The organism is Wolbachia endosymbiont (group B) of Pilophorus perplexus (assembly GCF_964028155.1).
Lineage (GTDB): Bacteria > Pseudomonadota > Alphaproteobacteria > Rickettsiales > Anaplasmataceae > Wolbachia.
On the sequence record NZ_OZ034754.1, the window covers coordinates 159,044 to 182,046 of the forward strand.

The 23,003-nt window shown below is 33.5% G+C and carries 31 protein-coding genes and 2 tRNA genes; 29 read left to right on the plus strand and 4 right to left on the minus strand.

The window, feature by feature from the left end; genetic code table 11:
- The first annotated feature begins 1 nt into the window (after position 1).
- Positions 2 to 343, plus strand: a complete 342-nt coding sequence (locus ABWU28_RS00890; RefSeq protein WP_019236916.1) for a hypothetical protein — start codon at positions 2 to 4, stop codon at positions 341 to 343.
- 282 nt (positions 344 to 625) lie between these two features.
- Here the strand turns inward: ABWU28_RS00890 and ABWU28_RS00895 are convergent, their stop codons facing one another.
- Positions 626 to 1,582, minus strand: a complete 957-nt coding sequence (locus tag ABWU28_RS00895; protein ID WP_213863789.1) for an IS5 family transposase — start codon at positions 1,580 to 1,582, stop codon at positions 626 to 628.
- Between the two features lie 261 nt (positions 1,583 to 1,843).
- Complete coding sequence (locus ABWU28_RS00900) at positions 1,844 to 5,077, minus strand: hypothetical protein (protein WP_264336139.1); 3,234 nt, start codon at positions 5,075 to 5,077, stop codon at positions 1,844 to 1,846.
- Between the two features lie 409 nt (positions 5,078 to 5,486).
- Between ABWU28_RS00900 and fsa the strand changes: the two genes are divergently transcribed.
- Positions 5,487 to 6,131, plus strand: coding sequence for a fructose-6-phosphate aldolase (fsa, locus tag ABWU28_RS00905; RefSeq protein WP_007302527.1), 645 nt, complete (start codon positions 5,487 to 5,489; stop codon positions 6,129 to 6,131).
- Positions 6,132 to 6,704: 573 nt separating this feature from the next.
- Positions 6,705 to 7,661, plus strand: coding sequence for an IS5 family transposase (locus ABWU28_RS00910; protein ID WP_213863789.1), 957 nt, complete (start codon positions 6,705 to 6,707; stop codon positions 7,659 to 7,661).
- A 342-nt stretch (positions 7,662 to 8,003) separates the two neighbouring features.
- Here ABWU28_RS00910 and ABWU28_RS00915 read toward each other — a convergent pair whose 3' ends face one another.
- Positions 8,004 to 8,471, minus strand: coding sequence for a hypothetical protein (locus ABWU28_RS00915; protein WP_353275359.1), 468 nt, complete (start codon positions 8,469 to 8,471; stop codon positions 8,004 to 8,006).
- Positions 8,472 to 8,603: 132 nt separating this feature from the next.
- Positions 8,604 to 9,320 (minus strand): SDR family NAD(P)-dependent oxidoreductase, encoded by a 717-nt coding sequence (locus ABWU28_RS00920; protein WP_007302529.1) that lies wholly within the window; start codon positions 9,318 to 9,320, stop codon positions 8,604 to 8,606.
- 202 nt (positions 9,321 to 9,522) lie between these two features.
- Between ABWU28_RS00920 and carA the strand changes: the two genes are divergently transcribed.
- From carA to ABWU28_RS01050, 26 genes are all read left to right on the plus strand, one after another.
- Positions 9,523 to 10,611, plus strand: coding sequence for a glutamine-hydrolyzing carbamoyl-phosphate synthase small subunit (gene carA, locus ABWU28_RS00925; protein ID WP_052265062.1), 1,089 nt, complete (start codon positions 9,523 to 9,525; stop codon positions 10,609 to 10,611).
- A 109-nt stretch (positions 10,612 to 10,720) separates the two neighbouring features.
- A tRNA-Tyr gene (locus ABWU28_RS00930) sits at positions 10,721 to 10,802 on the plus strand.
- A 4-nt stretch (positions 10,803 to 10,806) separates the two neighbouring features.
- Positions 10,807 to 10,877 (plus strand) — tRNA-Gly (locus tag ABWU28_RS00935).
- Between the two features lie 78 nt (positions 10,878 to 10,955).
- Positions 10,956 to 12,128 (plus strand): elongation factor Tu, encoded by a 1,173-nt coding sequence (tuf, locus tag ABWU28_RS00940; RefSeq protein ID WP_007301992.1) that lies wholly within the window; start codon positions 10,956 to 10,958, stop codon positions 12,126 to 12,128.
- A 14-nt stretch (positions 12,129 to 12,142) separates the two neighbouring features.
- A complete protein-coding gene (rpsJ, locus tag ABWU28_RS00945) occupies positions 12,143 to 12,463 on the plus strand; it encodes a 30S ribosomal protein S10 (RefSeq protein WP_012482004.1) in 321 nt (106 codons plus the stop codon).
- A 9-nt stretch (positions 12,464 to 12,472) separates the two neighbouring features.
- The gene (rplC, locus tag ABWU28_RS00950; RefSeq protein WP_029237662.1) at positions 12,473 to 13,195 is read left to right on the plus strand and encodes a 50S ribosomal protein L3; all 723 of its coding nucleotides are present in this window, start codon (positions 12,473 to 12,475) and stop codon (positions 13,193 to 13,195) included.
- Positions 13,196 to 13,197: 2 nt separating this feature from the next.
- On the plus strand, positions 13,198 to 13,812 hold the full coding sequence (gene rplD, locus ABWU28_RS00955) for a 50S ribosomal protein L4 (RefSeq protein ID WP_006012216.1): 615 nt from the start codon (positions 13,198 to 13,200) through the stop codon (positions 13,810 to 13,812).
- Positions 13,809 to 14,096 (plus strand): 50S ribosomal protein L23, encoded by a 288-nt coding sequence (locus ABWU28_RS00960; protein ID WP_010404680.1) that lies wholly within the window; start codon positions 13,809 to 13,811, stop codon positions 14,094 to 14,096. Before rplD ends, ABWU28_RS00960 begins: the two co-directional genes overlap by 4 nt.
- Position 14,097: 1 nt before the next feature.
- Positions 14,098 to 14,922, plus strand: coding sequence for a 50S ribosomal protein L2 (gene rplB / locus ABWU28_RS00965; RefSeq protein WP_214303489.1), 825 nt, complete (start codon positions 14,098 to 14,100; stop codon positions 14,920 to 14,922).
- A gap of 3 nt (positions 14,923 to 14,925) precedes the next feature.
- Positions 14,926 to 15,210, plus strand: a complete 285-nt coding sequence (gene rpsS / locus ABWU28_RS00970; RefSeq protein WP_010404687.1) for a 30S ribosomal protein S19 — start codon at positions 14,926 to 14,928, stop codon at positions 15,208 to 15,210.
- Between the two features lie 9 nt (positions 15,211 to 15,219).
- Positions 15,220 to 15,570 (plus strand): 50S ribosomal protein L22, encoded by a 351-nt coding sequence (gene rplV / locus ABWU28_RS00975; RefSeq protein ID WP_007302537.1) that lies wholly within the window; start codon positions 15,220 to 15,222, stop codon positions 15,568 to 15,570.
- Positions 15,571 to 15,609: 39 nt separating this feature from the next.
- A complete protein-coding gene (gene rpsC / locus ABWU28_RS00980; RefSeq protein ID WP_019236921.1) occupies positions 15,610 to 16,230 on the plus strand; it encodes a 30S ribosomal protein S3 in 621 nt (206 codons plus the stop codon).
- A gap of 11 nt (positions 16,231 to 16,241) precedes the next feature.
- Positions 16,242 to 16,655 carry a 50S ribosomal protein L16 gene (gene rplP, locus ABWU28_RS00985; RefSeq protein WP_019236922.1) on the plus strand — a complete coding sequence of 138 codons (414 nt, stop codon included), beginning with the start codon at positions 16,242 to 16,244 and terminating at the stop codon, positions 16,653 to 16,655.
- An 11-nt stretch (positions 16,656 to 16,666) separates the two neighbouring features.
- Positions 16,667 to 16,870: a 50S ribosomal protein L29 gene (gene rpmC, locus ABWU28_RS00990; protein ID WP_038198186.1), complete on the plus strand. Its 204-nt coding sequence runs from the start codon at positions 16,667 to 16,669 to the stop codon at positions 16,868 to 16,870.
- A complete protein-coding gene (rpsQ, locus tag ABWU28_RS00995) occupies positions 16,863 to 17,093 on the plus strand; it encodes a 30S ribosomal protein S17 (RefSeq protein WP_010404696.1) in 231 nt (76 codons plus the stop codon). Before rpmC ends, rpsQ begins: the two co-directional genes overlap by 8 nt.
- Positions 17,094 to 17,111: 18 nt before the next feature.
- Complete coding sequence (gene rplN / locus ABWU28_RS01000) at positions 17,112 to 17,471, plus strand: 50S ribosomal protein L14 (protein ID WP_007302542.1); 360 nt, start codon at positions 17,112 to 17,114, stop codon at positions 17,469 to 17,471.
- Positions 17,471 to 17,788, plus strand: coding sequence for a 50S ribosomal protein L24 (rplX, locus tag ABWU28_RS01005; protein WP_010404700.1), 318 nt, complete (start codon positions 17,471 to 17,473; stop codon positions 17,786 to 17,788). Before rplN ends, rplX begins: the two co-directional genes overlap by 1 nt.
- A gap of 6 nt (positions 17,789 to 17,794) precedes the next feature.
- The gene (rplE, locus tag ABWU28_RS01010) at positions 17,795 to 18,331 is read left to right on the plus strand and encodes a 50S ribosomal protein L5 (protein WP_019236924.1); all 537 of its coding nucleotides are present in this window, start codon (positions 17,795 to 17,797) and stop codon (positions 18,329 to 18,331) included.
- 12 nt (positions 18,332 to 18,343) lie between these two features.
- Positions 18,344 to 18,652 carry a 30S ribosomal protein S14 gene (gene rpsN, locus ABWU28_RS01015; RefSeq protein WP_007302545.1) on the plus strand — a complete coding sequence of 103 codons (309 nt, stop codon included), beginning with the start codon at positions 18,344 to 18,346 and terminating at the stop codon, positions 18,650 to 18,652.
- Positions 18,653 to 18,674: 22 nt separating this feature from the next.
- Complete coding sequence (gene rpsH / locus ABWU28_RS01020) at positions 18,675 to 19,070, plus strand: 30S ribosomal protein S8 (protein ID WP_007302546.1); 396 nt, start codon at positions 18,675 to 18,677, stop codon at positions 19,068 to 19,070.
- 16 nt (positions 19,071 to 19,086) lie between these two features.
- Positions 19,087 to 19,632, plus strand: coding sequence for a 50S ribosomal protein L6 (rplF, locus tag ABWU28_RS01025; RefSeq protein WP_007302547.1), 546 nt, complete (start codon positions 19,087 to 19,089; stop codon positions 19,630 to 19,632).
- Positions 19,633 to 19,637: 5 nt separating this feature from the next.
- Positions 19,638 to 20,009, plus strand: a complete 372-nt coding sequence (gene rplR / locus ABWU28_RS01030; RefSeq protein WP_213863922.1) for a 50S ribosomal protein L18 — start codon at positions 19,638 to 19,640, stop codon at positions 20,007 to 20,009.
- Positions 20,010 to 20,021: 12 nt separating this feature from the next.
- On the plus strand, positions 20,022 to 20,534 hold the full coding sequence (gene rpsE / locus ABWU28_RS01035) for a 30S ribosomal protein S5 (protein ID WP_007302549.1): 513 nt from the start codon (positions 20,022 to 20,024) through the stop codon (positions 20,532 to 20,534).
- A 3-nt stretch (positions 20,535 to 20,537) separates the two neighbouring features.
- Positions 20,538 to 21,008, plus strand: coding sequence for a 50S ribosomal protein L15 (rplO, locus tag ABWU28_RS01040; RefSeq protein ID WP_019236927.1), 471 nt, complete (start codon positions 20,538 to 20,540; stop codon positions 21,006 to 21,008).
- Between the two features lie 3 nt (positions 21,009 to 21,011).
- A complete protein-coding gene (gene secY / locus ABWU28_RS01045; RefSeq protein WP_264685496.1) occupies positions 21,012 to 22,340 on the plus strand; it encodes a preprotein translocase subunit SecY in 1,329 nt (442 codons plus the stop codon).
- On the plus strand, positions 22,337 to 22,978 hold the full coding sequence (locus ABWU28_RS01050; protein WP_007302552.1) for an adenylate kinase family protein: 642 nt from the start codon (positions 22,337 to 22,339) through the stop codon (positions 22,976 to 22,978). Before secY ends, ABWU28_RS01050 begins: the two co-directional genes overlap by 4 nt.
- The last annotated feature ends 25 nt before the right edge of the window (positions 22,979 to 23,003 follow it).

A 23,003-nucleotide genomic window follows, 5' to 3' on the forward strand; every position in this document is an offset into this window, starting at 1 on the left:
TATGAACACTTTTAAGGTGCAATTTTTTTCTCCTGATAATCGAATTTCATTCGATGAAGTAGTTTCTCTTTCAGTGAACGGGCTTAAAGGGGAATTGATGATTTTAGCCTACCATTCCCCTTATTTAATTTATTTATTGCCTGGTATAATTACTGCTCAAATGAGTAACCAGACAAAGGAAAAAATTGTAATTGATAATGGTATATTGGAGGTTGCAAATAATAATTGTAACATTGTAACAAATCAAATTCAGGTTTTTGATCATTTGACTCATGATGAGGAATCATTAAAAAATAAGAGAGTTGGTATATATTTAAGTTATCTTGATGTCAAATCTCTTTAGGGGCTCTTTTTTTGTTCAAGAAATGGGTTTACTCTTGTCATCTCAATGTTTGTCGTTCAAGTAGCTGACACACAACTGTACGAACATTAGAAGGATATCATCCCAGTGCTCAGACACTGAAATCTAGAAATTTTTACAACTAGGATCGTATGGTCAAGACTACAATTGTGCAAAAGTTGCAGCTTTGAAGGTAAAAGTACAAAAAATAGTGTCATCCCAGTGCGTGACACTGGGATGGCTTTGTTGCACAGCTCTTCGGATAGTGGGTAATGTATAATAAATTCATGAAGCTATATCAAACTTAGCCATGCCTATTTCAGTAAATTTGTTAAGCAAATAACACTTGAGTAGCAGTTCCTTCTCACGATTAATCTCAGATTTATTCCTAAAACTAAATCCAAATATTTGCTTCAGTCGCGAGAAAAAACTTTCTATATAAGATCTCTTCCAATAATTTATCTCTTTTTTCCACCTCTTCATACCATCTTCATCATATGACTTTATGAGCTTGATTGTAGAATTTCTCTCATTCATATAATCCAACTTTGGATGCTCTACTGCATTATTTTGCGGAGGAATCCTTGTCTTTATGTCAAGCTCATCGCACAGTTTGTATAACTTCTTTCGATTATATGCCCTATCTGCATATATCGTGCTTATGTTATACTTGGTATCCACTCTTTCAATAAGATCACAGGCTCCATAGTGGTCGGAATAAACTCCACTACTGTATTTTGCAGCTATAACTTTTTTACTACCTATCTCTAGCATTACATGTAGCTTTCTTGTTTGCTCATAGCGGCGATACTTTCTATCTGTACCATTTGCCTTACTATGGCCTGGAATATTATTGTAGATGCTGATACCTGTACTATCTATAGCAATTTCAATATCTTCCATATCGTTCTTATCAACTCTGCAGTCGTTGATTTTGATATTAAGCTTTTTAAACCTTCTTGAAGCCTGCGAATAGCTGATAATTTGCAAAATTTTCCCTATTTGCTCAAGATATTTCTCTATAAATCCCACTGTTTGCCTAAGACCAATCCTGAATAGATAGGTTATTATGTGAATTAGAATCACTACTTTGTCGCTGTAGACATTGTTGCCACCTGCTACTTTTGGACTATTTTCGTACCAATTTTCAATGGCATCGTTGATATAATGAAAAACATTTCCCCTTTCTTGAAGAAATTTGTTATATTCATTGCAGTTACTGACTTTCATTCTTATTGGCATATTTTTCCTTTGTCGGCTAAATATCTATTTTATAACAAATTCCATCAGTAACTGCCTGTTCTTTCCTTGAGTGGTGCAACAAAGCCCACTGGGATCTATCTTATTTTAATCGTGGATATTATTTTAACATATGTTCCTAGAATTTGTTGTCCATTGCGTAATTCACAAATGTTTTTATCCAGTGTCACGCACTGGAATGACAAGAGTTGAATGACAGGAAAAAAAGCACTGATTTTACATGCATCTAAATAAGTATGTTTATTAAACACTTCCGTGCTGACTTTGGCTACACACCTTTGAGGGACTGCTGATGAAGTCTAGAAGTGAATTACAACAATCATCATCACTATAAAATGCACTATCAGAGCTTGAAGATCTAGATTTTCTTTCTGCATTATCAACTTCCCCTACAAGCTGATCAGATATTTTTGCACGATTGTTCAAAGGTTCCTGTTGAGAAATCTCTGTACTTAACATTTCTACTTGGTTATTTAGATGTTGCTCTTTACCGTTTAGCTCTTCTCTTTCTCCCGTTATTCTTTCAATTTCCATATCTTTAATCTTTTCTTTCAATATTTCAATCTCATTCTCATACTCTTCAAACTTTGGTTCTATAAATGAACGGTATTGATCCATTATTTCTTCTTCCATCTCCTGCCGTAACTGTTCTCTTTGCCTCTCAATTTGCTCATCTTTAGTCTCTAGCTCTCCCTCTGACGATTTAAAATCCCACTTTTCATCCCACTCTAGCTCACTTACCTCTTGTTCATCAGATTCTAAATGTGCGTTATGCTCACTTTGCAAATTTTGCATTTGAGGTTTTAAATTCGTTAAACGTTCATCCTGCCGTAACTGTTCTTCTTGACTCTTAATCTGCTTATTTTTAAGCTCTACCTCGTTCTTTAACTCTTCATATTTCCACTTTAGCTGATCTACCTCTTGTTTATAAGATTCCAGATTTGTGTTGTACTTATAATCTAAGCATTGAATTGTAGATTTTAAATTCTGTATATCTTTCCAATTTTCATCTAATATATCTCCTGCTTCCTCTTCCGCTTTTTTAAACTGTTTCAATTTATCTTCCAGTTTTTCATTTTTTGCATTAGCAATTGTTAACTTTTTCTCTAGATCTTTCTTTCCTTCATGTGCACTTTCAAGTTCTTGTATTTTCTCTTGCAGCTCTGTTGATATATTTTCTAGCTTCTCATCTTTTTGTGTTAGTCCAATTTGCAATTTTACGTTTTTTTGCTTTTCTTCTTCAAGTTTATTCTGTAAATCACTATTGCACTTCTCTAATTCTTCAATTTCTTGCTTAGCCTCCATGAGTTCCTGTTCTGATTTTTTTTGCTTTATTATGCAATTACTTAACAGCTGGTCTAATTCCTCTTGCAATTTTCTTACCTCACTTGTCAACTCTTCTTTTTCTGCATTAGCAACTTCCAGCCTCTTCTTTAGATCTTCTTTTTCTTCTTCATACACACTCTCAAGTTTTTGCGCTCTTTCTTCCAGCTCTGTTGACATATTTGCTAGCTTTTCATTTTTTTGTGTCAGTTCAGCTTGCAATTTTGCATTTTTTTGCTTTTCCTCTCCAAGTTCATTCTGTAAATCACTATTATGCTTTTCAAATTCTTGCTCAGCCTTGTCGAGCCTATATTTTAAATTCGTTAAGCGCTCATTCTCTTCGATCATTATACGTTCTGCTTGCTCGCTCTCTATCTGCAATGTATCTTCCAGTTTCTTATTTTTTACATTGGCAACTTCCAGCTTTTTCTTCAGGTCTTTCTTTTCTTCATATGCACCTTCAAGTTCTTGCGCTCTTTCTTGCAGCTCTGTTGACATATTTGCTAGTTTTTCATCTTTTTGTGTCAGTTCAGTTTGTAATTTTGCATTTTTTTGCTTTTCTTCTCCAAGTTTATTCTGTAAATCACTATTATGCTTTTTTAACTCTTCAAATTTTTGCTCAGCATCTTCGAGTCTACATTGTAAGTTGTTTCTCTGCTGATTTAACTCTCTAATTTCTTGCTCAGCCTCATCGAGCCTATATTGTAATTTATTCTTTTGCTCGTTTAATTCTCTAATTTCTTGCTTTTCTTCTCCAAGTTCATTCTGTAAGTCACTATTGTGCTTTTCTAACTCTTCAAGTTCTTGTTCAGCCTTGTCGAACCTATATCGTAATTCGTTCCTCTGCTCATTTAATTCTCTAATTTCTTGTTCAGCTTTTGTAAGCTTTTGATCTAGTTGTTGTGAGTTAACTTCTGTTTGCGCTGCAGCTTCTTGCAAATTAACTTCTGTCTGAGTTTCAGTTTCTTGAGAGCCAATTCCTGTTTGAGTCTTAACGTGTTGCACAGAGACCTCTGTTTGAGTTTCAGTGTGCTGTAAATTAACTTCTGTTTGAGTTGCAACTTCTTGTAAACTTTGAATTTCAGCCTGTTGAGAGCCAATTTTCGTTTGAGTTTCAGTGTGCTGTAAACTAATTCCTGTTTGAATTGCAACCTCTTGTAAATCAACTTTTGTCTGAGTTTCAGTCTGTTGAGAGCCAATTTCTGTTTGAGTCTTAACGTGTTGCACAGAGACCTCTGTTTGAGTTTCAGTGTGCTGTGAATTAACTTCTGTTTGAGTTGCAATTGCCTGAGTTGCAATCTGCTGTGGATTAACCTCTGATACATTGTTGCTAGTGAAAGAAAGAATAGGATTGCTTTTAGCATCATTTTCAAGATCTTTCATCTTTTCGTCTTGATTGATTACGATATGTTCGTTATTTTGCAGATTACTAACAGCCGGTGCAATGTTAGCATTTTTGTTCTTTTTCAATAATGCTTTTACAGCATCATGTAGAGAGAGGTCTTGAATATATAATTCCTCATTTTGTCTTATTAATTCCCAAAACTCCTCAGGTGGCGATTCAAAATCTTTACCATTAAACTGTAGTACTTTAGTTATACCAGAATTACTTACATTCATAACCATAGTACAGGTAAAAGTTTTCCCATCCTTGTCCTGCACAGGCCAAGTGCTTGTCATTTCATAATATGCACCCTCTTTAAATTCATAATGTCTTTCCTTACCTTTTCGGTAAGCGTATATGTCATGCTTTTTATTGCAATAAATATTCAATGTGCTAATATCCCTTTCTTGCTGTAAGATATCACTAATTCTTATTGGCTCACTTCTATTGTAATTAATAAGATTAATGTTTAACACTTTATCAGAATTGTTAGTTTCTACATAAAAAGCTTGAAGGTCTATGTCTTTGTCTCTAAAATACTTACTTACAGCTTTTTTTGCCTGATTTGCTAATTCTATAAAGTTTTTTTTAAAGCTCTTGTTGAAAGATAGATCTATATATGCTTGCTTAAAATTTTCATCATTTGTCAAATCCATGAGCAAGTCATAAATCTCCCATTTGTCCTGATAGTATTCTTCTAAAACAGTAATGCTATTTTTTCTTTTCAGTTCTGCTAATATGTTTTTCAATGTCAGGAAATTTGTTGACATAGTATACCCCCTATTACTATTGTTTTGATAATATATTTACTTTGGGAGTGATTAACTCCTTTTGTATTAACCTTTTTAGTTGAATTTAATTGCGAGCGTTAAACTAGATCTTAGTCATTTTGTTTATTGTTCCCCACTATCTATTTGTGTTACTATACTAATAGTAGCACTAAGTTTTAGGCTATGCAAGAATTTCTATTGAACGTAAAGCTAGTAAACTTCAGAAATTGGTTATGCTAATTTTGTTAATAAAATGCAACCAATTAAGGAAAGCGCTATACTGTGTCTCAGTGCAATATTTTCTTTCCTAACGGACTGAAAATTGAGTTGAGTTAAAAATCCGATTTTATTTAATACTTTTCAAAGATGACAATATTTTGTAAAAATAGGTTTTTAATAGGACAATAATATGGAAATTTTTCTTGATAGTGTTGATTTGAATGAAATTAAGGAGCTAAAAGAGTTCATTGATGGTATAACAACTAATCCTTCTTTAATAGCAAAATCTGGACATAAAGATAAGTACGAAGATTTAGTAAGCGAAATATGTTCTATTATAAAAGGACCTGTTAGTGTTGAAGTTGTTGCAGATAGCCATGAAGATATGGTTAAGGAAGGCCTTAAGTTAGCGAAAATCGCTAGTAATATCGTAGTAAAGTTACCTCTTACACATGAAGGATTAATTTCTTGTAAAAAGTTGTGGACAGAACATAAAATACCTGCTAACATTACATTATGTTTTTCTCCTGGACAAGCACTGTTTGCCGCTAAGGCCGGTGCTTGTTTTATTTCTCCCTTTGTTGGTCGCCTTGATGATATAAGCTATGATGGCTTATCGCTAATAGAAGATATATGCACTATATATTCTAATTATAATTTTAAGACAAAAGTTCTTGTTGCATCAGTAAGAAGTCCAGCACATGTAATAGAAGCTGCACGGCTTGGTGCTCATTCAATTACTGTGCCAGCAAAAATACTTAGACAGTTAATTAATCATCCACTTACTGATCAAGGGCTCGCAATATTTGAAAAAGACTGGGGCGTAAAACAATAAATGACATTGCTAAAAAAGACATAAAAACACAATAATTTATATAAAAAGGACATAGGTACCATCTGTCCTTTAAAGACATGTAGGTCAATGATATGCGTAATTCAGTGTTTTAAACATGATAGTCCTCCACTAATAAAAAAGATTGAGAAAAATGTATACAGCTACGACCGAAGTATAGCTAAAATATATTTTAACTGAAGATTATAGATTAATTGAATTGAAAAGTCTGCAGACGAAGATAGATTCCGAGCTCTAGAACACCTTCACCGTGCATGGTAACAAAACTATTAGAGTTTGTCAAGTAATTTTTTATCGTAATTTTACGAACGTGCCATGCCAGTAATTATATTTAGTTAAATTTGTAAAGTAATACAGTGTTTTCGATAGTTATAAAAAAGCTGGATTTCAGTACTGGAGTAACATTTTGGAAATTGGGATGAAAAGAGGGAAAGTACTGGTTTGAAATTAAGTTTTCTGGATTCCAGCAGGCTTTGTTGCACCACTCAAGGAAAGAACAGGCAGTTACTGATGGAATTTGTTATAAAATAGATATTTAGCCGACAAAGGAAAAATATGCCAATAAGAATGAAAGTCAGTAACTGCAATGAATATAACAAATTTCTTCAAGAAAGGGGAAATGTTTTTCATTATATCAACGATGCCATTGAAAATTGGTACGAAAATAGTCCAAAAGTAGCAGGTGGCAACAATGTCTACAGCGACAAAGTAGTGATTCTAATTCACATAATAACCTATCTATTCAGGATTGGTCTTAGGCAAACAGTGGGATTTATAGAGAAATATCTTGAGCAAATAGGGAAAATTTTGCAAATTATCAGCTATTCGCAGGCTTCAAGAAGGTTTAAAAAGCTTAATATCAAAATCAACGACTGCAGAGTTGATAAGAACGATATGGAAGATATTGAAATTGCTATAGATAGTACAGGTATCAGCATCTACAATAATATTCCAGGCCATAGTAAGGCAAATGGTACAGATAGAAAGTATCGCCGCTATGAGCAAACAAGAAAGCTACATGTAATGCTAGAGATAGGTAGTAAAAAAGTTATAGCTGCAAAATACAGTAGTGGAGTTTATTCCGACCACTATGGAGCCTGTGATCTTATTGAAAGAGTGGATACCAAGTATAACATAAGCACGATATATGCAGATAGGGCATATAATCGAAAGAAGTTATACAAACTGTGCGATGAGCTTGACATAAAGACAAGGATTCCTCCGCAAAATAATGCAGTAGAGCATCCAAAGTTGGATTATATGAATGAGAGAAATTCTACAATCAAGCTCATAAAGTCATATGATGAAGATGGTATGAAGAGGTGGAAAAAAGAGATAAATTATTGGAAGAGATCTTATATAGAAAGTTTTTTCTCGCGACTGAAGCAAATATTTGGATTTAGTTTTAGGAATAAATCTGAGATTAATCGTGAGAAGGAACTGCTACTCAAGTGTTATTTGCTTAACAAATTTACTGAAATAGGCATGGCTAAGTTTGATATAGCTTCATGAATTTATTATACATTACCCACTATCCGAAGAGCTGTGCAACAAAGCCATTCCAGTGCTGGAATGACAAGAGAGGAGCTCCAGGTACAGCTGTTACCTATAGAATGGCAGTACTAGAATGATAACAAACTGAATGACATATTTAATCTCTATACAGATGTACATCACGCACCGATTTCCATTCAAGGTAATGTTATTCCAGCATTGGAATCCAGTTAGATTTGCGAGTATAAAAGTAATACAACATTTTTGATGATGGAAGCCATTACTAGTATAACAAGAAAGGAAGTGCTGATTTCAGTGTTTATACGTTAGCCATGCATCTAAAAATTTATAAACAAAAGATTACACTTCACAACTTTGTGATGGAATAAGTTTTTCAATGCTGTTGACGCAAAACTCAGTTGTATTATTAGCTATTTCATCGAATTTATCATTTATATCCTTACCTATTTTTTCATCTTTAATATATTCATACAGAGCTAAAATAGCTATAGTTGAACATATTGCGATGAAACCAACTTTTGCTGTAATAAGTAATGATAGCCCACCTGCAAGTATGGACACTGCTCCAATAGCTAGGTTTATAATTTTATTTTGTGTTGATTGATTCTCTTTATCCTCTAAAACGTTTGATATTGCTTTTGAGGAAATTTTTATTGCTATTGCTGTAGTTGAGATTATAACAAACATCATAGCTATTTTTGCTAAGAGAAAAATTGATGGTAGCATTATTACAAGAAACAGTGAAGCACCTCCTATAAATAACCATTTCTCATTTATTTTTTTAGACTGATCTGTATTATTAGGCATTGCAACCCTCCACTTTCATTAACAGTTTATTCATATAATATGAAACATGCGATAGTCAAGATGTTTTTGTGTGGAGAAGCTTGCGATTGAGTTTTGAAGAGCTTTAGCTTTACAAGATGGTAGATTTGGTGATTATCGTAAGATTCTTGCAGTCATTTTAGTGGGAAGAATTTGTAAAATATGAAAAAATAACCGCCAGAAAATTGGAAACGCTATAACTTTCTTTCCTTTAAATATACTTTTTAAAATATATGCTGCAGCTTTTTCTGGCTCCCATATGAAGGGAAGTGGTTTATTAGACTTAAACATATCTGTTTTTACTGGCCCTGGCATTATGGTGATAAACTTTGTGCTACTGTTAGAATATTGGATTTTTAGTGATTGAAAACAACTTTTTAGTGCTGCTTTGCTGGCACAGTATGCAGAAGCATGTGGTGTTGCATGCATAGCAACAAGAGAAGATATAACCGCAAAAGTTGCCAAGGAATTATGATGAATCCATTCTTCAATCCAGTTGATAACGCCAAAATAATTGGTTTCAAATGTTTTTCTATGAATGTTGGTATGAAACTTATCTTCTATTTCGCCACATCCTGCATTAAGAAAAAAGAGATTTGGTATAATATTTTGCTTTTTTAAAAAATCAGACGAGTTTTTAATATTTTCACTTTTGCTTACATCACATGTTATAGGTAAAAAATTACTACCTAATTCTTCTTTTAATTTTTCCAGTTTTTCAGTGCGCCTTGCAATGCCAACCACAAACCATCGATCTTTAATGAGCAACCGTGCTAGACTTTCTCCAATGCCAGATGATGCTCCTGTAATGAGACAAGTTTTTCTATCCATGTGAATTTATATAACATGAAGTATGAATGTAATGACTATTGCCTATTCACACAAGTTAAGTTTGCTATAATTTTCCTAAATAATAAAAAAAGAAAGCTACTTATAATTTTGAATTTTATATAAACTTAAAGGGAAATTTAGTATTTGCTTACTTGTAATTTAAAATTCTTATATAATATTTTAAATGAGTTGAGAGAATTAAATGCAGGATGCAGCTTTAGTTTTACAAGATGGCAAGTACTTTTTGGGAAAATCGGTAGGTAAAAGAGGCAAATGTATAGGTGAAGTTTGTTTTACCACTGGTATGACAGGTTATCAGCATACTATAACAGATCCTTCTTTTGCTGATCAAATAATAGCGTTCACTTTTCCTCATATTGGTAATGTTGGAATAAATCACAAAGATAATGAAGGAGAAAAAGTTTTTGCAAGTGGTGTGGTTATGCGTGAACTTTCTCCTATGTCTCACTCTTCTTCATATATTAGTTTAAATGATTGGTTGGAGAAAAATAATGTAGTTGGGATATCGGGAATTGATACTAGAGCTTTGACGAGATATTTGAGAAAACATGGATCTCAAAATGGAATGATATGTCCGTCAAGTGAGGTACATATATTAGATGAATTGAAGAAATACAAATCTGTAAATGGAATAGAAATAACTAAGAAAGTCAGTTTAAGTAATAACTTTCAAAGCGTTCTTAATGCAAAATATAGGGTTGTAATTGTTGATTTCGGTGTAAAAAATAGTATAATCTCACGCTTAGTAGAACTTGATTGTACGGTTGAATTAGTCAAACCAGATACAGGTTTTGCTCACAAAATATTAAGCATGAATCCAGATGGTATAGTGCTTTCAAATGGCCCTGGTGATCCACAAGAGATAGGAGAGAGTGTAACTTCAGAAATAGAAATTATTGTGAAATCTAAAATACCAGTTTTTGGCATATGCCTGGGCCATCAATTACTTGCAGTTACTTTGGGAGCAAAGACTGTCAAGATGGATATTGGTCATCGAGGGAGTAATCATCCAGTTTATGATCTGGAGAGTAAAAAAGTTGAGATAACTAGCCAAAATCATGGTTTTGTTGTTGATTCAGCTTCTCTTCCAAGTAACGTTGAAGTTACTCATATTTCTCTATTTGATAATAGTGTAGAGGGGATAATGATGAAGGATTACCCAGTCTTTTCTACTCAATACCATCCAGAAGAAGCGCCAGGTACACATGATTCACATTACTTATTTGGGCGTTTTATTGACAATATTTTGTTATATAAAAGTAAAATCTAACTGAAATCAGTTAGATTAGCTTTTATTACTTGATCTTTTGGATTTGGATGTTTAATATTAGGAATAATAAAACTTAAGTTAAGGTAGTGTTCTCTTAACAGATTTTTGTGGAGGAGTGACCGAGTGGTTAAAGGTAACAGACTGTAAATCTGTCCGCATTGCGTACGTAGGTTCGAATCCTACCTCCTCCATTGTGCGGGTATAGCTCAATGGTAGAGCTCTAGCCTTCCAAGCTAGTGACGTGGGTTCGATTCCCACTATCCGCTCTTTTTTTTGTTGTATTTATATAAAATCAACATATTATTTGTTGATGTATTTATATTTTAGGTAGAAGAGTTAAAATTATGACAGCGATAGTAGAAGCATTTGGAAAGCCGCATGTAAACGTGGGAACGATAGGACATGTGGATCATGGGAAGACAACGTTAACAGCGGCGATAACAAAGCATTATGGTAATTTTGTAGCATATGATCAAATAGATAAAGCGCCAGAAGAAAGAAAGAGAGGGATAACAATAGCAACAGCGCATGTTGAATATCAAACAGAAAAGAGACACTATGCACACGTTGATTGCCCTGGACATGCTGATTATGTAAAGAATATGATAGTAGGTGCAGCACAGATGGATGCAGCGATATTGGTAGTGTCAGGGGTTGATGGGCCGATGCCACAAACGAGAGAGCATATATTGCTGGCAAAACAGGTGGGTGTTGGATATATCGTGGTATATATAAATAAAGCTGATGTTGCTGATGCTGATATGATAGATTTGGTAGAGATGGAAGTGAGAGAGTTGCTGAGTAAGTATGGATTTCCAGGTGATGAAGTGCCTATGATAGTTGGGTCTGCGTTAAAAGCATTAGAGGATGATAGTAGTGAGTATGGAAAGAAATCAATAGATAAATTGATGGAGAAGTTAGATGAGTATGTGGCAGTACCTCCAAGGCCTATAGATTTGCCGTTTTTGTTGCCAATAGAAGATGTATTTTCAATATCGGGCCGAGGGACGGTAGTAACAGGAAGAATAGAGAAGGGGGAGATAAAGACAGGGGATGAGATAGAGATAATAGGTCTGAAAGCGACGCAAAAGACGATATGTACTGGTGTTGAGATGTTTAAGAAGTTGCTAGATAAGGGAAGTGCAGGACTCAATGTAGGAATACTACTAAGAGGAACAAAGAGAGAAGAAGTGGAGAGAGGGCAAGTATTGGCAAAACCAGGGACAATAACCCCGCATAAGAAATTTAATGCGGAGGTGTATATATTGAAGAAAGAAGAAGGAGGAAGGCATACACCATTTTTTGGAAATTATCAGCCACAGTTTTATTTAAGGACAACGGATGTAACTGGGAGCATAAAATTGCTAGATGGAAAGGAGATGGTAATGCCAGGGGACAATGTAAGTATAGAAGTGGAGTTGCAAGTACCAATAGCAATGGATAAAGGATTACGTTTTGCGATAAGAGAAGGTGGTAGAACTGTTGGTTCTGGCGTTGTTTCGGAAATTTTAGAATGAGTATAATAACTAAGATGAAGCAAGATATATATATTAGAATCAAAGCTTTCGATTGTTCTTTGTTGGAAAAGTGTATTCGCGAGTTTATTGATCAATTAAAGCAGTTTAATGCAGATTTATCTGGTCCGATTGCGTTGCCAAGAAAAGATTCTAAATTTACTGTTAATAGGTCTCCTCATGTTGATAAAAAATCTCGTGAGCAATTTGAAATGAGAATTTCTAAGCGGTTAATTATTGTACATAATCCTACTTCTACTATGATGAAGATGCTTGCAGATTTATCTTTTTCTGCTGGTGTAGAAGTGGATTTAAAGGTTAAGGAAGTCAATATTTAGGAAAAGGAAATGAAGAGAATAAATTCGCTTAGGAGAATTGGTTTGTTAATGACCAATGTTGGCCATACTGCTATGTATTTTGATAATAGTCGCATGGCTGTAACCTTATTGCATCTCAGCGAAACTTATATTATCGATATAAAAGGACAAGATAAATGTGGCTACAATTCAGTCATTTTAGGCACAGGGGATTTAAAAAAAATAGCAAAACCTCAGTTGGAATATTTAAAGAAAAAGGGTATAAATAGTAAATGTAAATTATACGAAAGTAGATTAACTGATCTATTCGGAATAGAATGTGGTAAAAAGGTGGGGGTTAATCATTTTGTAGTTGGTCAATATCTTGACATTACGGGTTATTCTTTAGGCAAAGGGTTTGCTGGTGTGATGAAGCGGCATAACTTCAGTGGGCTTAGGGCATCTCATGGCGTTTCTATTGCTCATAGATCACAAGGTTCTACTGGTCAATGTCAAGATCCTGGTAGAGTATTCAAGGGGAAGAAAATGGCTGGTCATTTAGGTAATAGCAGAGTGACTGTACAGAATATGAAAATATTATCCATTGATTATGAAAATAGCATAATTGCTGTAAAGGGTAATAATGTTCCTGGGTTTAAAAACTCTTATGTTTTTGTGAGAGATGCAGTTAAAAAGCCTTTACATAAAGATGTTCCTTTTCCAGCAGGTCTGCTGTTGAATATGAGTGATGATGCTAATAATTTGGTGAGTTAGTTATGGAATGTGAATTAGTTGATCTATCTAATAATAATGTAGGTAGTGTTGAGCTTAATCCCTTGATATTTTCTGCCAAGCAAAAATTGAGTATTTTGCATGATATAGTGAGATGGCAATTAGCAAAGAGAAGAGTTGGTGCTCATAAAACAAAGGGTATCAGTGATGTTTCTGGTACAACAGCTAAGCCGTATGGTCAAAAACGTACCGGTAGGGCGAGACAGGGGAGCTTGCGATCTCCTCAGTTTAGAGGTGGTGGAATTATTTTTGGTCCTGTTGTGAGGAGTCATGCTTATTCTCTTAATAAAAAAGTACGTAAATTTGGTTTGAAAATTGCTTTATCTCTAAAATATTTAAATAATCAAGTTATTGTTCTTGATAGTTTAAATGTTGATGTGAAGAAAACATCTAAAATGTGTGAATATATTAAAAATTTTAAATTTTCTTCTTTTTTAATAGTTGGTGATTATGGAGATGATTTGTTACGTGCTGCTAAAAATTTGCATTATGTAGATTTAATCAAACCTATTGGGTTAAATGTTTTTGATATATTGAATCATGAATGCGTGATGTTAACAAAAGACACTTTAAAGCATCTTGAAGGTAGATTGTTATGATTAAATATAATAATATAATAAAATCTCCTGTAATCACAGAAAAGGCTTCTCTTTTAAGAGAGAAGTTTAATAAATACTCTTTGTATGTTTTTGTAAATGTAAATAAGCGTCAAATAAAATCGGCAATAGAGTCTTTATTTAATGTCAGAATTTCTTCTATAAATGTTATTAGAGTTAAACCTAAATATAGACGTTTCAGGGGTGTGGTTGGTTGTAAAAAACAGAGAAAAAAGGTCTATTTTTCTTTGATAGATGGTCAAAAATTAGATATAATGAGCGTTTAATATGGGTATGAAATTTTTTAATCCTGTTACTCCGTCTTCTCGTGGGACTATATTAATAAGTAAAATTGGTTTATCAAAAGATAAGCCGGAGAAGTCTCTTGTATTTGGTAAGAAATCCAGTGGTGGAAGAAATAATCATGGTAGAATTACAACTCGTCACAGGGGTGGTGGTCACAAGAAGAAGTATAGAGTTATAGATTTTAAACGTAATAGAAGTGATCAGGGTATGGTTGAGAAAATAGAGTATGATCCAAATAGAAGTGGGTTCTTAGCATTAATATCATATAAGGAAGATGATACTAAATCTTATATATTAGCTCCTCAGGGTATGAAGCCTGGTGATGTTGTGACAGCTGGAGATGATGCTGATATTCTGCCAGGTAATTGTTTGTTGTTGAAATATATACCTGTTGGTTCTTTTGTTCATAATGTTGAATTGAAGCCAGGTGGTGGTGCTGTAATTGCTAGAGCTGCGGGTTGTTGTGCGCAAATTGTTGGTCGTGATGGTCAATATGTTTTATTGCGGCTTAGATCTGGTCAAGTTAGGTTGATTTTATCTTCTTGTAAAGCTACTATTGGTGTAGTGTCTAATCTTGATCATAAAAATAGAAAGCTGGGTAAGGCTGGGAGAAGTAGGTGGCTTGGAATTAGACCTGCTGTGCGTGGAGTTGCAATGAATCCGATTGATCACCCTCATGGAGGTGGAGAGGGAAAAACTTCTGGCGGTCGTCATCCTGTTACTCCTTGGGGTGTTGCAACAAAAGGAAAGAAAACTAGGAAAAAAAATAAATCTAGTGATAAGTATATAAAAAAATTGAAAGGTTAATTTATGAGTAGATCTGTATGGAAACCACCTTTTTTACATCCATCTGTACTAAGATTAGTTCAGAGGGCTTTAAAAGAGGGTTCTATTAATAAGGTGATAAAAATTCATTCCAGGGCTTCTGTAATTCTTCCTAATTGTTTGGGTTTAAAGTTTGCTGTTTATAATGGTAAAGATTACATTCCTGTTAGTGTTGATAATCAGAATATGATAGGTCATAAATTCGGTGAATTTTCACCTACTCGTAAATTTACTGGGCATGGTGGTGATAAAAAGGCAACAAGAAGGTAGGCAATTGATATGAAAAATAGGGATATAATAGTTGAGGCTGGTTCTAAGGTTTTAAGATCAACTCCTCGCAAATTAAATTTGGTTGCTGATTTAGTGCGTAATAAAAAAGTTTCTTTTGCTAATGTACAATTAAGATTTTGTGAAAAAAAGGCTGCCGGTTTTATAATGAAGGTGTTGAATTCTGCAATTGCTAATGCTCAAAATAATTATGGATTGAACGTTGATAATTTATATATAAAGGAAATTTTAATAGGTAAGTCACTTACTTTGCGTAGAGTATATCCAAAAGCTATGGGTAGGGCTAATAGAATGAGCAAATTTTATAGTAATATAACTATAAAATTGAAAGAAATTGTATGATTTATAGAAATGGAAAATTAATAAGGAAAGTGTAAAAATATGGGACAGAAGGTTAATCCTAAAGTATTTAGATTGCAAATAAATAGTAATACCTGGGATTCTGTTTGGTGTGCTACGGACGATTATAAACAGAAATTGCATCAAGATCTATTTATTCGCAGTTATATAAATGAATCCTTTAAGCATGCTGGTATTTCTAAAGTAACTGTAGAGCGTACAGTTACTTTAGTGTCTGTAATAATACATTCTTCTAAGCCTGGAGTTATAATAGGTAAGAAAGGTTTGGATGTTGAGAAGATAAAGCAAAAAATAGCTAAAAAAGTAGAAAGTAGTGTCGAAGTGAATGTAGTAGGAGTTAAAAAGTCTGAAATAGATGCAGTTTTAATATCAAGGAATATTACACATCAGCTAGAAAAAAGGATTTCATGTAGAAGAGCGATGAAAAAAGCTATTCAAAATTGTTTGAAGATGGGTGCTGAGGGTATTAAAGTAAGTTGCTCTGGGCGTCTTGGCGGAGCTGAAATAGCTCGTACTGAATGGTACAAAGAAGGTCGTTTGCCTTTACACACTTTGCGTGCTAATATAGATTATGCTTTTTGTGAAGCGAAGACTATATGTGGTATTATAGGAGTTAAAGTTTGGGTTTATGTTGGTAGTTAAGGTATATTGAGATGTTTGTTCCCAAAAAGAGTAAATATAAAAAGGTATTTAAGGGGAGAATAAAGGGTAATGCTAAGGGTGGTAGCACGCTGTCTTTTGGAGATTATGGATTAAAAGCTATGGAAGTAGGTAAGGTTCAGTCCAAGCATATTGAAACTGCAAGGCGCGTAATATCTAGAACGTTAAAACGCTCTGGTAAAGTATGGATAAGAATTTTTCCTGATACTCCGGTTAGTAAAAAGCCAGCAGATGTACGTATGGGTAAAGGGAAAGGTAGTGTTGAATTTTGGGTATTTAAAGCTAAGCCCGGTAGGATTTTGTTTGAAATTAGTAGTGATGTTCCCATGCATTTAGCAAGATTGGCGCTTGAAAAAGCGACTGCTAAGCTTCCTATGAAGTGTAAATTTATATCTAATCATAATTGAATGGAGTTGCAATGGATATAGTTAAATTTGAATCAGAATCTTCACAAGGATTACATGAACTTCTTGTGAGTTTGAGGAAAGAATTTGTTAATTTGGCTTTTCAAAAAAAGCTGGGCCAGTGCAACAATTTTTCGCGTTTTAGCTTAATAAGAAAGAGCATAGCTCGTAGTCTAACTGTATTAAATAGAAGAAAGAGAGAGGGAAAAAATGCCTAAGAAGGTTTTTTGTGGTGTCGTAACTAATGCTGAGTCTGATAAGACTGTAAAGGTTTCGGTGTTACAAGTGTATAAGGATAGGCTGTATAAAAAAGTTATTAAAAAATACAAGAAGTATACAGCACATGATGAGAATAATAGTTGCAAAAAGGGAGATAGGGTTTTAATACAGGAACATAAGCCTATTTCTGTTACTAAAAAATGGGTTGTTATCAATAGCTAAAAAGGAATAGGTATTTATATGATTCAAAAAAATACATTGTTAGAAGTAGCTGATAATTCTGGTGCGCGTGCAGTGCTTTGTATTGGCTTGTTAGGTGGTAGGAAATCTGCATCTGTAGGTGATACGATTATTATATCTACTAAGTCTATTAATCCAAAAGGTAAAGTTGAAAAAGGAAAAGTATATAAAGCAGTTGTTGTTAGAGTAAAAAATAGTGTTAAGAAATCTGATGGTTCTGTAATTCGTTTTTCTAGCAATGCTGTGGTTTTAATTAATGATCAAGGTGAACCACTTGGCACTCGGGTGTTTGGTCCAGTAAAAAAGTTGTTATCTGGTTCTTTTATGAAAATAATGTCATTAGCTGATGAGGTTTTATAATGAGTGCTAAAATAAAAAGTGGTGATGATATTATAGTTTTAACTGGTAAAGATAAGAGAAAAATTGGTAAGGTAATCAAAGTTATAATACGTGATGCTAAAAAGAAAGTAGTTGTTTCTGGCGTAAATGTGTGTAAGAGACATACTAAACCAAGAGCTGGTAGTGGTGGTGGTATATTGAATAAAGAGTTAGCTATTGATGTATCCAATGTTGCAATATTGGATCCTAAGTGTAAAACTCCAACTAAAGTAGGATTTAAGATTATAGATGGTAGAAAAGTGCGTTTTGCAAAAGTTTCTGGAGAAGTGATAGATTAGGTTGATATGTTTAAACAGTTGTATAAAGATAATATAGTAAAATCCTTAAAGGATAAGTTTAATTACAGCAATGTAATGCAAGTGCCTAAACTTGTCAAGGTGTGTATCAATATGGGCGTTGGAGATGCTGCTACGGACAATAAAGCGATAAATGAGCCATTTGATAATCTACATTTGATTGCTGGGCAAAAGCCTGTGTTAACCTTTGCAAAAAAATCTATTTCTGGTTTCAAAATTAGAAAAGGTGCAACTGTAGGTTGTAAAGTGACTTTGCGTAGAAATAAAATGTATGAATTCTTAGAAAGATTAATATATATTGCTTTGCCAAGGGAAAAAGATTTTAGAGGGTTTAGTGTGAAGCAATTTGATGGTCATGGTAATTTTTCCTTTGGTATCAAGGAGCATATATCATTTTTAGAAATAGACTATGATAAAATAAGTAAAATTAGAGGTATGGATATTAATATTATAACAAGTGCAGTTAGTGATAAGGAAGCAAAGGAATTATTACTGGCTCTTAAATTCCCTTTTTTTGATAATTGAGAGAAAATATATATGGCAAAAAAATCCATGATACAGAAGAATCTTCGTAGAATAAAGTTATGCGATCAATATAGGGAGAGAAGGGAAGAATTAAAATCTATAATGAATAATAAGGATTTATCTATTGCAAAAAGGTTTGCAGCTCAAAGTAAGCTGATTAAAAAATTGCCTAGAGATTCTTCTAAAATCAGAATTAGGAATAGATGCGCTTTAACTGGTAGGCCGAGAGGAGTATATAGAAAATTTGGTTTATGTAGGATTGTTTTACGTGATTTGTGTTCTTTTGGACAAGTTCCAGGGGTTACAAAATCTAGTTGGTAAATGTGATATAAGGAGTGTAATAGTGTCGTTATCTGATGGTATTGGTGATTTTTTAACAAGAATACGTAATGCTCAATTGGCAATGCATAGGGAAACAAGAGTCCTATTCTCTAAAGTGAATTCTTCTATATTGAAGATCTTAAAAGAGGAAGGGTATATTCTTAATTATGAAAAGCAAGAGAGTGATAGTATCCCTTCCCTTGTTGTGCAGTTGAAGTATTATGATAAATCACCTGTGATTAATGATATAGCTAGGGTATCAAAGCCCGGTTGTCGTTATTATTCTAAGTGTAAGGACATTTCTAAAGCGTATAATGGTCTTGGAATTTTTATTATATCTACACCGAAAGGAGTGATGACCGATTATAATGCACGTAGATTAAAAGTTGGTGGAGAAGTTTTGTGTCGTGTATTTTAAATGATAGGAGAAATGTATGTCTCGTATAGGTGCCGCACCTATCAATATTCCTGCTGATCTTTCAGTTGAATATAATAATGGTAGGGTATTAATAAGAAGTGTTAGGGCAGAAAAAGAGCTGAACTTGTGTAGTGGCATTCTGTGTCAGATAGTTGATAATCAATTGTTACTTTCTGTTGATCAAGGCAGGGATGATTATGATAAAATAAAATCTATATGGGGCACTTATAGAAGTAATATTAATAACATGATTAACGGTATGGTTAATGATTTTTCTGTTGATCTTGAGATCAATGGTGTGGGGTATAAAGCAGAATGTGATGATAAGTATTTGACTTTATATCTTGGTTATAGTCATAATATTAAGTATAAAGTGCCTAAAGACGTTGAGATTAAGTGTATAAAGCCAACTCATTTAGTGATTCGCGGTATGGATAAGCAAAAAGTCTATATGGTGGCTTCTGATATATGCAAAATTAGAAAATATGATCCTTATAAAGGTAAGGGTATTGTAATAAAAGGCAAATTTATGCTGCGTAAGGTTGTAAATAAAAAGAAGTAATTAAAATGAAAAGATTGTATAATTTTTTAAGTAGCTATGAAAAAAGGAAACTTCGTAATAGAGCGAAGCTCGATAAGAGCGCTGGGCGTTTACGTATATCCATATTTAAGTCTAATAAACATTTCTATGTTCAGTTGATTAACGATGCAAAAGGAACAACCCTAGCTTCTGCTTCTACTTTGGATGATAAAATTAGGAATGTATGTAAAGGTAGGGTTAATGCTGAAACTATAAAACAGGTTTCTTCTTTATTGATTGAGCGTCTCCCTAGTACAAAATTGCAGCAGCGGTTCGTCTTTGATCGGGGGGCATATAAGTATACAGGATTGATTTCTCAATTTGCTGAAGCTTTAAGAAGCTCTGGATTTGAATTTTAGAAGGTTTGAAGTATGGCTGTAAAGAATTTACAAAATAATAATGATTTATCAGAACTTTTGGTTTCAGTCCGAAGGGTAACAACGGTTACTAAAGGTGGTAGAAGATTTTCATTTTCAACTTTGGTTGTTGTTGGTGATGGTAAGGGTAGGGTAGGATGTGGAATAGGTAAACACGCAGAGGTTGCTGAAGCAAGAGTGAAAGCTTTAAATGCTGCAAAGAAGTCGATGATTAGGGTGTACTTACGTGAAGGTAGAACTTTACATCATGATATTAAAGCTAAATTCTGTTCTGGTGAGATAGTTTTAAGAGCTGCAAGAGCTGGAACAGGTATTATTGCTGGTGGAGCAATGAGGTCGGTTTTTGAGGTATTAGGTATAAAGGATGTGGTAGCTAAGTCTACTAGATCAAATGATCCTCATAATATTATATGTGCAGTATTTAAGGCTTTTGATGTTATGTTATCTCCTCGCCAAGTGGCAGGTAAGAGGGGTAAAAAGATTAGTGAGATAGTTGGAAATAGGTAAACTATGAATGATGCTGTAAAATTAAATTCTATATTTACCAAATTATCTAAGAAAAAGAAGCCTAAATTATTAGGTAGAGGTATTGGTTGTGGTAAAGGTAAAACATCCGGTAGGGGGCATAAAGGGCAGAAAGCGAGAAGTGGCGTTTCTATAAATGGTTTTGAAGGTGGACAGCAGTCTATATATACTCGTTTACCTAAAAGAGGTTTTAAGCCTATACGCAAAAACTTATACTCTATATTTAATGTTGGGGATGTACAGTGCTTAATGGAAGCTAAAAAAATAGTCAAGGATTCTATCATAGATAAGGAGCTACTGCATAAGTTAGGTTTTATCAGATCTGTTAAAAGTAAAATCAAACTTCTTAATAAGGGTAAATTAAGCGAAAAATTTGTGTTTCATGTTGATTTTGCATCAGAAGCTGCAAAAAGATCTGTAGCTTCAGTTGGTGGTAGTGTAGAAATACTATCGTAAATCATGAACAGTAAATTTGCATTTAATAGTTTGGATTCTACGCTGTTATATAAAAGTGATTTACTAAAGCGTATATTTTTTACTCTAATGGCTTTAGTTTGTTATCGTTTAGGCACTTATGTTCCTATTCCTGGAATTAATCTTGATATAATCAATGATATATTTCCAAAAGAGAGTTCTGGTGTTTTTGGAGTATTTAATTTATTTTCTGGTGGCGCTTTAGCTAGAATGACGATCTTGGCGTTAAACGTTATGCCATACATAGTTGCATCCATAGTTATGCAATTATTATCTTCTGCCGTTAAAGGAATCAATGAAATTAAAAATGACGGAGAGTTGGGACGTCGAAAGATGAACTCTTATATACGCTATATGACTATAGTGTTTTGTATCTTTCAATCAATTACGATCTTAATAGGGTTAGAAAGAATGAATATAGAAGGGGTATTAGTTGTAGTTGAACCTGGTATTATGTTTCGTACTATAGGTGTCTTTAGCCTTTTAGGTGGAACTATATTTTTAATATGGCTTGGTGAGCGGATCAGTGTGAGCGGTATAGGCAATGGTATCTCATTAATCATTTTTACTGGCATAACATCTGAATTACATAATGCTTTATCATCTCTGCTAACATTAAATAAAAATGGTAGTATGTCATTTTTCATTACCCTTTTTGTTATAGCATTGTTTTTTTTACTGCTCCTTTTAGTCATTTTTACAGAATCTTCTTATAGAAAGGTAATTGTTCAATATCCCAAAAAACAGTTTAAAAAATTACATAATGATGATTTTACTTACATTCCATTGAAGATCAATTTATCTGGTGTAATACCAACTATTTTTGCTAACGCAATTCTATTAACGCCTATTTCAATTGCAAATTTCTATAAAGGTCATGCCATTGCTGATTTTATTTTAAACTACTTTATGGCAAATAAAGTGATGTACATTATAACTTACTTAATACTCATAGTGCTTTTTAATTTTTTCTATACCAATTTTATATTTAATCCAGAGGAAAATGCTGATTTTCTTAGGAAAAATGGTGGTTTTATTCCTGGTAGAGGGCCTGGAAAACATACTTCTGATTATCTTCAAGATATAGTTTTTAAATTAACATTTATTGGGTCTGCGTATTTGGTGGTAATATGTACTGTACCTGAAATTATGAGGTATCATTATGATATACCATTTATTTTTGGTGGGACGAGCTTGCTGATTATAGTTAACGTTATTACTGATACTATTATGCAAGTACAATCTTATGTTTTTTCAAATAGGTACGATAGTTGGATAAAGAAATATGAGTCTAAAACAAGGAGACTAAAGTGATTATTACAATTTTTGGTCCTCCTGGCTCTGGTAAGGGTACTCAGTCCAGTTTGTTAATAGCAAAGTATAATTTTAAATTAGTTTCAGTAGGAGATTTATTAAGGAATATTATATCTAGTGAGAGTAAATTAGGTAAAGGAATAAAGGATACTGTTGAATCTGGTAATTTAATTCAAGATGAAGTTATATGTAAATTATTGTGTGACCAGCTTGCATTAATAGATGGTGATTTTTTGTTAGATGGTTTTCCAAGAAATTTAAATCAAGCTCATTTTTTAACTCAAGTTTTGCAAAAAAGATGCAATAGGGATGTTGATCTTGTAATTGAGTTGCAGCTTGACGATAATATTGCAATTGATAGATTAAAAGATCGTCTTACTTGTTTGGATTGTAAAAGTATATATAGTATATCTTCTTTTAAGAATACTACTTGTGCTAAATGTAAAAGTACGAGATTGGAGAAGAGAATTGATGATGCTAATATGCTTGCAATTAATAAGAGGATAAGAGAATATCATTCTCAGATAGAGGGTTTGCGCGAGTATTATAAGGACAAGTTGTTAACAATTAACGCTAATTTGAGTGTTGATAGAGTAATGCAAGAGATTGAAAGTAAAATTTCTTGTAATTTGATTTGACTATAAGTTGTTTTATGGTATAAAT